We start from the raw sequence: 10,011 nt of genomic DNA on the forward strand, positions 1-10,011 counted from the left end.
ATTATAAACAAACTACAGGACAAATTTTTGTCTAATTAAAAGAAATCGAGACAAATAATTTCAAATAATTTATCTAAAACATAAGTTGCTATCTCTTCACTGTATTTAGATTTATGTCTATTATAAGCAATAAATTGTAACAACTTAATGACTTCAGTTAATTTATCATGATATAATCTATCCATTAACTCTACTGTTTTTATATCATTTTCAACTATTTTTTTTATAGTTTCTAAATCTATTTCTTTCATAACTGATTCAGAAATGAGAAGATTAACTCTATCTTCCATAGAACCAGCCATAATCTTAAATATGTCTTTTTCACTCAACTCTAGCTTTATCATAAATTCTACCTTTTATTTTAAAATTTATAACGGGGATATTATTATAAACATGAAATAAGACATATTTGTGTCTAATTAAAAAAGTCTTTATTTTTTGTCATTTTTTTAATACTTTCTACAACCAAATCCACAACATATTGCATTTTTTCAAGATTCAAAGTTTCTAAAGTATCATTAATTGTGTGATAGTTTGGGTTTCTAAAAAAAGCTGTATCAGTAACCATAATAGCTTTATATCCAAACTTCCAAAAGTTTAGATGATCAGATGCTGTTATTTGATTTATTGGTGTTGGAATCATGGCTTCCACATACTCTATTTTTTTATCCACATTTTCAAAATTAAATTTATTCATAAAATCTTGTGATTGTTCATCGCAAACCATAGCTATAAAATTTCCTTTAGAAATATCAGCATCTTTTTTTGTAATAAACATTGATAATTTTGATAAATCTACATTTTCATTTGTAAAATAACCTATCATTTCATAATTTATCATTCCTATTACATCTATTTTATTATCAAACAAATATTTAGCATAAACATGACTTCCCATATTTTCAGTTCCAAAATATGGTGGCTCTTCAAGTGAAAAACATACAAAATCAATTCTAATCGGCAAATTATCTTTTATTTCATAAAGTTGTTTTGCTGTTTGAATAAGTCCAGCAACTGCACTTGCATTGTCATCAGCACCTTGAAAATTACCACAAACATCATAGTGAGCACCTATAATCAATCTTTTTTCATATTGTGGATTTAAAGTTGCGATTACATTTTTATATTCATTTTTATCTACTATAAAATTTTGAAAAAAAGTTTTTAAACCAATATCTTTAAATCTATTTTCTAAATATGAAGCTATATTATTTAAAGAATTTATATTTTTAAAATTTCGTGGTGGTTGTATTTGAGTTAAGTATTTTAGTGTTTCTAACATGTTTATCCTTTTAATATTTATAAAATGATTTTACAAACTTAAAAGGACAATTTTGTGTCTTATTATAAATTTTATATATGCTTTTAAAATATATTATGTTCTATTATTACACTCTGGCATCTCTTTTTTTTGCAATTTTGTGTACTCTTTTACCCACTCTGTTTTATCAAGTATATTAGCATATTTAATAAAATAAATAATTGAACAATCAGAATCTTTATGAATATCAAAAGATATACCACTTTTCACTAAAACTCTCTTTTTTTCTAATGTTTCATCAACTTCAACTTTTTGTTTTTCTACATATTTATTGTAATAAGATAATTTCTCATCTATATAATTTACTACATTTTCGTCTTTTATTTTAATATTTTCTTTTTTTAGTAAAATATAAGTATTACTATCATTTAGTGCAATAGGCTTTTTATCTGCAAAATAGGGTGAAAAATAAAAATAAGCAATACAGAAAAACAGTGTAAACATAAATAAAAAGTATATTACATAGTATTTAAAAATTCTTAAAACTAATTCCATCATTTTATCTCTCCACTATTTATTTTTTTTCTTTGCCAAGACTCAAAGCTATCTTGTAATTTTGGATTTTTAAATTTATATTTTTCACTATATGCTTGCGTAAATACAATATTTTGTATTTCAAAATCTTTTGTAAAACTAAAATATATAAATAGCGATAATCCAGCAAAGAATCCCAAATAAATTGGTAGCATTACTAAACCAAAAATTGAACTAAATATACTTTTTATAAAATCTCCTACCATTTAATCTCCTATTATTTTATTTTTTTCGTATCTGATAATATTTTTATTTAAAACTTTTGCACTAGGAACTACATTTGAAGACAGATTTAGATGTACATCTTGATCATCAAAAAATATATCAGCTCCAAAGGCTTCTAGTATTTCATACTTATCTGTTCCGCCTAAGAAAAATGCTTCATCAACTCTAACTCCCCAAACATTAAAAGTTTTAATAACTCTTTCATGAGTTGGTGCAGATCTTGCTGTTACAAGTGCAGTTCTAATTGGAGATTTATCTGTTGGAAATTTTGCTTGGATTTTTGCAATAGTTAAAAGAAGTTTTGCAAAAGGTCCCATTTCAAGTGGGTTATCTTTATTTAATTTTTCATGTTCTATAAAAGCATCTAATCCATGATTTTTATATATTAGTTCTGATTCTTCACTAAATAAAACAGCATCACCATCAAAAGCTATTCTTACTTGATTATTTGAGCTATTATTTATATTTTCATTAGAAGGTAATATTTTAGCAGCTGCAACACCATTTTCAATTGCATTTAATACATCATTATCATCAGCACTTAAAAACAAATCAACTTTAAAAGCTTTTAAATAGTTTGAAATATTTGTTCCACTTGTCCAAGCAGATCTTAAAATGTCTAGTTTTAATTCATTTATAGCATTTGTAATTCTAAGACTTGTTGCTGCATTATTTTTTGATAGAATAATTACCTCTACTTGCCTTTCATCACTAGAAAAGAAACTATTTATTTTTAAGATATTTTCAACAAGCCTATAACCTGTACCTTTTTTCAAAGATTTATCTTCATTTTCTAATTGGTATTTATAATAAGCATCTAAGCCATCTTTTTCAAATATTTGATTCTCTTCTTCTAAATCAAACAACGCTCTTGAGCTTATTGCAATTACTAGTTTATTGTTTAAGTTGTATGCCATTTTTTACCTTATTGATATAAAATAATTATAAATATATTTTACAAATTACTCTTTTATATAATTTTTTTAACAAGAAAATGATAACAAGCAACTCTTTCTAAATCTGTATGTTTTTCCATTCCTATAATTGAGAAATCATTTACTTTACCAATTTGCTTTCCATTCCCTAAAGCCCCACCTGTTCTTACTATGCCATCTTTAATATTTATTAATGGTGTGCCATTGCCTAAGCTACTACCAGTTCTTATTACTCCGTCTTTAATATTTCCTAAAGGATTACCATTGCCTAAGCTACTACCAGTTCTTATTACTCCGTCTTTAATATTTCCTAGAGGATTACCATTGCCTAAACCACTACCAGTTCTTATTACACCATCTTTAAAGTTTGCATTCATTTTAATTTCCTTGTATAAAATTATATTTATTAATTTGCTACATTAAGCAGGGATTATATTTATATTTTAAATATTTTTTTAGACATATTTATGTCTATTTATTTTTAATAAATTCATATTTTATTTCTTTGTTCTCAATTTTTGGTCTAGAAATTTCATGCTCATCTTCAACTTCATTCAAATACCATTTTCCGTCTTTAAATATAACTTTTTGATTTTCATCAATTTCAAGATATTTATAATCTTCAGTTGAAGAACTAGATTTATATTCTAGTTCTTTTCCTGATTCTTTTTCTAACTCAAATTTAAGCCAATATGTATAATATTCTGCGTGTGTACTATTCCTATTCACACTACTTAAAAGTAAAATATCTATATTAGAATTCATTATTATTAGATATTTTGTGCAATATTTTAAAACTTCAGGATATTTAATAAAACCATATCTCCAATCATTTATATCATTAAACTCATCAATTATCACTTCTAAATCTCTATCATCTTCTAATAAGTTTTCTAAAATACCTGGTTTAAAATGAAAAATTTGTTTCCAATTATCATCTTTTGCCCTTTGATTTTTTTCATAAGAACAAAATGTTCTTTTATCTCCAATATTACCAAGTAAATAATCACCTTTTGTTAATAATCCTCTTTGAAATAAATTATCTTTATCTTCAACAAATATTTTCCTAAATCTTTCAAAATATTGTTTAAATTTTTCTATTTCTTTTCCAGCCATTTCGATTAAAAATCCAATATGTCCATCTAAATAAGTATCTCTTGTTTCTAATTCTGAATCATAAATAACTTTTTCCCAATCAGCATTATCAACGATTAATTTTGCTTTTAATTGTTCTTCTTTTTGTTGAAACTCCAAATTTCTATGACTTCCAACATAATCAAAATTTAAAAATTCTTCACTTGCAACAAATTCATATAAACTGTCAATATAATTACTCATTTTATTTATCAATTTTAAAGTAGCTTGGAACTTCTCAATTTTATCAATATTATAATTGTCAATTATATTTTTAGTTATTCTTTCCCAATTCTTATATTTAGTACTTTCAAAATCTATATTATCTTGATTTCTTATTATATACATTGTTAAAGAATAAAATTTTGCTCTATCCCAATATGAAATATCATTCTTTTCAATAAAACTTCTAAAATACGGGATAGTTATCTTTTTTTTAGTTAAATCATTTAAGATATCAAGAGTATTAATTAAATCTTTTAAGTTTTTACTATTTTCTTCTCCATTTAAAATATTTTTAAATATATCAATAATGTAGATATCTTTTAAATCTTTTTTTTCGTTCAGTTTATCTGATGTAAGCCCAAGATTTATAATAAAATTGTTGAAAAAATTTAGAAATTTATCATCAATATAATAATATCCATCATCATTAGGTTTATCACCTTTAAAACTCCAAAATAAATCAGTCCATTCATTATCTAACTTAGAAGCAGTTTGTGGTTCAAAAAGTTCTACCAAATTTGATTTAAAATTTTCAAACTCAGTTAATGGTTTCCCTCTAGCATTCATTTTTATGTAAAGTTCATCTGTAAGATTAAAATCATTCAAAGGTAAAAAATCAAAAGTAATTGCTTTCTTATTGTCCTCATCACAAATTAATTTATCAAATAAGTTATTGTCTTCAGTATTTTTAAATTTTTCATGAATTGAATCAATCATATTTAACATAGATTTTATAGTTGGGTCTTTTTTCCATGATTTGAAAAACCAATTTTTATCTTCTATTAATTTTGATAGTTTTTTATTGTCTTCATCAACGAAACTATCAATATCTAGTAAATCTATTTGATTTGTAGTTAAAGCTTTACAAAATTCTCGTGAACTAACTCTTGTTTCATAAGTAAATTTTTGTAATTTTTCACTTGCTTCATCAAATTTATTTTCTTTTGTAGCTAAATACCAATGTAATAAAAAGAGTGTTGTTAATCTTTGTTGTCCATCAAGAGGAATAAGTTTATTATCAATTATTCTTCCATACACAAAATCAAGATTTACGGTTTCATGAATATTTTCTATTTTATTATATAAAACATCTAAAAATTTATCTCTAATTTTATTTTCATCTACTCTTCCTTGTGCATAATCTCTTTGAATAATTGGGATTTCAATTGAGTTTTCATCAAGTAGTTTCCAAAAAGTATATTTATTATTCTGCATTTTGAACCTCATTTTTAAATATTTCTTTAAAAGTTTTTAATATAGTATTTTTATAATCTTCTGCATCTTGTTTTGTCCATTTTTGCAAATCATTCGCATTTTCTGAATAATATTTTAAAAATAGATTCTTTGTACAAATTGGAATAAATGTACCATTTTTATCATTTTCAATTATAGTTTTTCTTTTAATTGGGAAAAAAGCATTACCATAACCTCTATTTGTTGCATTATCTAAAAGAGTTAAATTTCCAATAGAGTGCTTATTAAAATCATTATCTTCTCCTTCAATTTTGTTTTGTATATCATCAAAAAATTCATTAAATTCTTTTTTATCCATTTTTAGGATAATATCTTTAGTTTTTTCTATATTGGGAAGTTTTAAAATATCATCTACCCATTCTTCTTTTTCTTTGTCACTCTTTGGATATTTGTCTGCTTGAGAGCGAATATGTTCTATATCCCAATTTTGTTTTTTATATCTATCAAATTGAAATCTTAAATTCGATTCTCTGTTTTCAATAATAGTGTTTATATTGAACATTAACAATACTTTTCTAATAGATTCTCCATCTTTTTCATAGTTTAAATCTTCAATTTCAATATTTTTGAATATTTCTTTTATTTGATCATCTAAAAAATCTCTAAATTCTTTTTTAGTGCTATTTTCTTTCGTATATTCATCAATTAAATCAAACATTGTTTTTTTAGAATAGATAATTAAAAATCCTATTTTATGAAAAAATTCTCTATCTTCATACCACTCATTTAAAATTCTAAAATAGTTTTTAACTTCTTTCCAAAGTTTTTCATAAATTGTCTCTTTTTTCTTTTCATCTTCATCTCTAGTATCATTTTGTAAATAATGATTTATAATATGAAACTCATAATATCTATCTATAGATTTATGTTTTTCTATTTCTTTTGCAAAGTTTTCTTCAACAACTTTCAAATAATTTTTAGCAATTAATTCAAAAATAAACTCTATTCTAGTAGCTTTTTCATTTTTTTCTTTATTTATAAAATACCAAAAATCATCATTTTGTAGTGAATATTCTATAAAATCCCACTCTGAAGCTAACTCAAATTGCTTATTATTTTTATTGTCATTATTTCCATAACCTTGAATTAATAATGCTTTTATAAGTTCTGCATTTGTAAGCGGAATTTTTCCCATATTGATTCTTGTAAAAATTTCTATATCATTTTTATATTTATTATCTTCATTTACTACTTTAGTATCATCAATTTCATACCAAATAACTCTAATATTTTTGGCTTTATCAATATTATTATTCTCAATATTTGGTTTTTGTAAAAGTCTAGTAAGAAATAAATTTATATTTGCAAAATCTTTATCTTCAAACCATTTCTCAATTGTTGCAAAAGTTTTACTCATATGAAAAAAATCTATATTATTTTCATTAGGAACATTATCTATATTTTTTAAGAATTCTTGACTGTTTTTTCTAGTTTCATATCCAATTTTATATGGTTTTGTTTTTGTTTGCTGTTCAAAATATTTTAATAAAATATAAATTGTTGTTAATCTTTGTTGACCATCTATTACATCCCAAGTAAAATCAACTTCTTTCGATTTTTTAATTACTATTGGTTGCAAACAATAGAAACCAGAATTTTTATTTGATTCTACATCTTGAGCAAATTCCCAAATATCTTCTAATAACTCTTTTACTTGCTGTTCTGTCCATCTATACCCTCTTTGATAAGATGGAATAAAAAAGCTTTCAGGTTTTCCCTCTTCATTACATAATAATTCATAAATAGATTTTAATTTTGGGTTTTCTACTATTTCACTCATCTCACACACTCCTTTAATTTCTCTAAAATTTTAACCATCGCCAAAGTATCAAGTTTACAATACTCTAAAAGCGAATCTCTATATCTTTGTTTTAGCTTTTCATCATCTATTTTTGAAAGGTTCGCAAAAGCTTCCATAGCTTCTCCACCATTATGAATTAAATCTAGCTCTTTATATGCATTTTCAAACTCTGGAACAAGTGATGGAAGTACATATTTGATAGAGTAACTTCCTTTCATATTTGGATGATAGTAATCTTTATTTTGAAAAGGAATCATCAAATCTTTACAATTATCATGAATAGCCATCAAACCATAAGAATATTGCTCAAACAAATTTGCCAATTTTCGTATAACTCCTTTTTCAAATCCCATATTATATGCAAGTACTGTTACATTTGAAGGAATATCTTCAACTAATCTTTTTGTAATTTGTTCTCTTGGATCAACTCCATCTTTGGCTAAAAACTCTTTATGTTCAAGTCTTCCATCTTCATGTTCTATATGAAGAGAGTATTGAAAAGGAATTTGAGAATATGGACTTACTCCTTTAAACTCTGGAATTGCTTGTTGGAATGTTTCAAAATCAAGATGATATATTGGGTAAGTAAGAGTATTTACAAACTCTTTTATGGCTTCTTTATTTATTATAGTTCTGTTTTGCCGTTCTGATTCTATTTGTATTTGTTGAGATATTGAAAAAGAGTTTATATCTTTTATTTGAGAGAACTCTAAAATACCATTTTTATAAAGTTCAAACTTCTTTTGACTTTTTAATCTTGAAATATCAAATATAGAGTAGTTTGGAATATGCGACCAGCAATAATTTTTGGCATCACACTCATATGGGTCATTACAATGAGTTCCTATATCAATATTTGGTTCATCTTCTTTAGCTAATGTTTTTCTAAACATCTCTAGATTATTTTTGATATTTGCTTGTAGCTCTTTTACTTCATAAGTTACATCAACTATACTAAATAGTTGATTTATATCCAACTCTTCATCTCTTACATACTCATTATTTATATGAATTATATTTACCTTTTTTACATCATATCCTAAGCCATTTAAAACATAGTATTGAATACTGGCATCATGTAAGTATATATCTTTTACTTGTGTTGAGCTTTTAACTTCATTTATAATTACACTATTATCTTTGATATTTAAAATATCAATCATAATAAGTATTCCATCAAACTCAAATGTAGCTTCATATATATTTTGAATCCCTTGATTTATATATTCTTGTGTAAGAGTGATTTTATCTTGAAAAGTTGTATTAAGATAAGGTATTTCAATACCATTTGGAAATAGTTTACAAGCCAAATCTCCTACTTCATTTCCATTTTGAAAAATAGCTTGTGCTGCTGCATTTGGTGGTGTTAAAACATCTTTATTGTGTTTTTTTAGCCAAAGAGATTTTTGGCATTGTATTGCTCTTGTGTAGAGTGATTTTGATAGTTTCATTCTTTCCCCTAAAAATTGGATTTTATTCTATCTATTATGGTGTTTAACTTTTATTAATTTATTATCTACTTTTATTTTAAATACTCTTAATATCTTTTGCAATCTCATCAATAGCCAAACTAGCTTTTTTATATAAAACTTTTGAGTAAAGTGAATCATTTAAAAATACACTTGGTTCTATTTAATTAATTTTCTGGAAGTCCTGAAATTATCATATCACATTTAAATGTTTCAACTTTTAAATCATCATAATATACTCCAAAAATAATCACTGTATCTATTGGTACAATCTCATTAATTTTTATCATAAATTTTTCTAGATCACCTATGTTTAAATGTTCATTTGGAATTATGAAATTAATCAATACTCCTTTTGCTTGTTTTAAATCATTCATGATTGGTTTAAAAACAACATCCGCTATATCATCTTTACTAAAAGTTAATAAAATTCGTTCAATCCTACCACCTTTAGCTAAGATATATTTATAATCCTCATCATTTACTTCAATATAACTTTTCATCTATTTTCTCCTCAAATTATTTAATATAGTTTAATATAGTAGTTGGACAAAAAAGTGTCTTAGTTTATTTTAGATATTAATTTCATAAGAAATATTTCTTCCAGCAGTTCCTTCAATTTGTTTAATACAGTTTAATTCTATTAATTGTGCTAAATCTCTTGAAGCTGTTGTTGAAGAGCTATTTGAGATTGACATATATTTTTTCTTTGTTAAATTTCCTTTAAAATTATCAATTCCAATATCAAGTATAAAATTTAAAACTTTTATTTGTCTAGAATTTAAATTTTTATCTCTATTTTTATCCCAAAATTTTGTTTTTATAATTATAAAATTTAATCTATCTTTTGCATCGATTAAGGCTTTATATAAAGTTTGCAAGAACCACTCACACCAAAAAGTAATATCTAAAAAATTATCCTCTTTTTTTATATATCCTGTTGTATATTCTAGTGCTTTATAATAACTGTTGAGACGCATGAATTTGGCCACCCAAACGCATAAAGACTTGGCCAGTTGAGGAGTTAAAAAGTATTCTTACAAAATTATATCATAAGTGGCCAAATGTTTTTATTTTTTTGCTAAATATTCTCTCATTGAACCACCTCTTAAT

Annotated in this window: 11 protein-coding genes; all 11 read right to left on the reverse strand. The window is 24.4% G+C overall.

Annotated elements, in window-relative coordinates; all coding sequences use genetic code 11:
- Positions 1-35: 35 nt before the first annotated feature.
- The 11 genes from CJ670_RS10665 to CJ670_RS10715 all read right to left on the reverse strand — a co-directional run bounded on the left by CJ670_RS10665 (position 36) and on the right by CJ670_RS10715 (position 9,878).
- Positions 36-344, reverse strand: coding sequence for a hypothetical protein (locus CJ670_RS10665; protein ID WP_105939935.1), 309 nt, complete (start codon positions 342-344; stop codon positions 36-38).
- Positions 345-415: 71 nt separating this feature from the next.
- Positions 416-1,282 (reverse strand): M28 family peptidase, encoded by an 867-nt coding sequence (locus CJ670_RS10670; RefSeq protein WP_105939936.1) that lies wholly within the window; start codon positions 1,280-1,282, stop codon positions 416-418.
- A 93-nt stretch (positions 1,283-1,375) separates the two neighbouring features.
- Positions 1,376-1,819 (reverse strand): hypothetical protein, encoded by a 444-nt coding sequence (locus CJ670_RS10675; protein ID WP_105939937.1) that lies wholly within the window; start codon positions 1,817-1,819, stop codon positions 1,376-1,378.
- On the reverse strand, positions 1,816-2,061 hold the full coding sequence (locus tag CJ670_RS10680; protein ID WP_105939938.1) for a hypothetical protein: 246 nt from the start codon (positions 2,059-2,061) through the stop codon (positions 1,816-1,818). The genes CJ670_RS10675 and CJ670_RS10680 overlap by 4 nt, the downstream gene beginning before the upstream one ends.
- On the reverse strand, positions 2,062-2,997 hold the full coding sequence (locus tag CJ670_RS10685; protein WP_105939939.1) for a 5'-nucleotidase: 936 nt from the start codon (positions 2,995-2,997) through the stop codon (positions 2,062-2,064).
- 53 nt (positions 2,998-3,050) lie between these two features.
- Entirely contained in the window at positions 3,051-3,392 is a 342-nt protein-coding gene (locus tag CJ670_RS10690) for a PDZ domain-containing protein (protein ID WP_105939940.1), read from the reverse strand.
- 94 nt (positions 3,393-3,486) lie between these two features.
- Positions 3,487-5,589 (reverse strand): DUF262 domain-containing protein, encoded by a 2,103-nt coding sequence (locus CJ670_RS10695; protein WP_165785218.1) that lies wholly within the window; start codon positions 5,587-5,589, stop codon positions 3,487-3,489.
- A complete protein-coding gene (locus CJ670_RS10700; protein ID WP_105939942.1) occupies positions 5,579-7,408 on the reverse strand; it encodes a DUF262 domain-containing protein in 1,830 nt (609 codons plus the stop codon). The genes CJ670_RS10695 and CJ670_RS10700 overlap by 11 nt, the downstream gene beginning before the upstream one ends.
- Positions 7,405-8,880 carry a DUF2779 domain-containing protein gene (locus CJ670_RS10705; RefSeq protein ID WP_105939943.1) on the reverse strand — a complete coding sequence of 492 codons (1,476 nt, stop codon included), beginning with the start codon at positions 8,878-8,880 and terminating at the stop codon, positions 7,405-7,407. The genes CJ670_RS10700 and CJ670_RS10705 overlap by 4 nt, the downstream gene beginning before the upstream one ends.
- 185 nt (positions 8,881-9,065) lie before the next feature.
- Positions 9,066-9,401 (reverse strand): hypothetical protein, encoded by a 336-nt coding sequence (locus CJ670_RS10710; protein WP_105939944.1) that lies wholly within the window; start codon positions 9,399-9,401, stop codon positions 9,066-9,068.
- A 69-nt stretch (positions 9,402-9,470) separates the two neighbouring features.
- A complete protein-coding gene (locus tag CJ670_RS10715; protein ID WP_207763634.1) occupies positions 9,471-9,878 on the reverse strand; it encodes a Fic family protein in 408 nt (135 codons plus the stop codon).
- Between the last annotated feature and the right edge of the window lie 133 nt (positions 9,879-10,011).

Source organism: Arcobacter cryaerophilus gv. crypticus, from assembly GCF_002993025.1.
GTDB lineage: Bacteria > Campylobacterota > Campylobacteria > Campylobacterales > Arcobacteraceae > Aliarcobacter > Aliarcobacter cryaerophilus_B.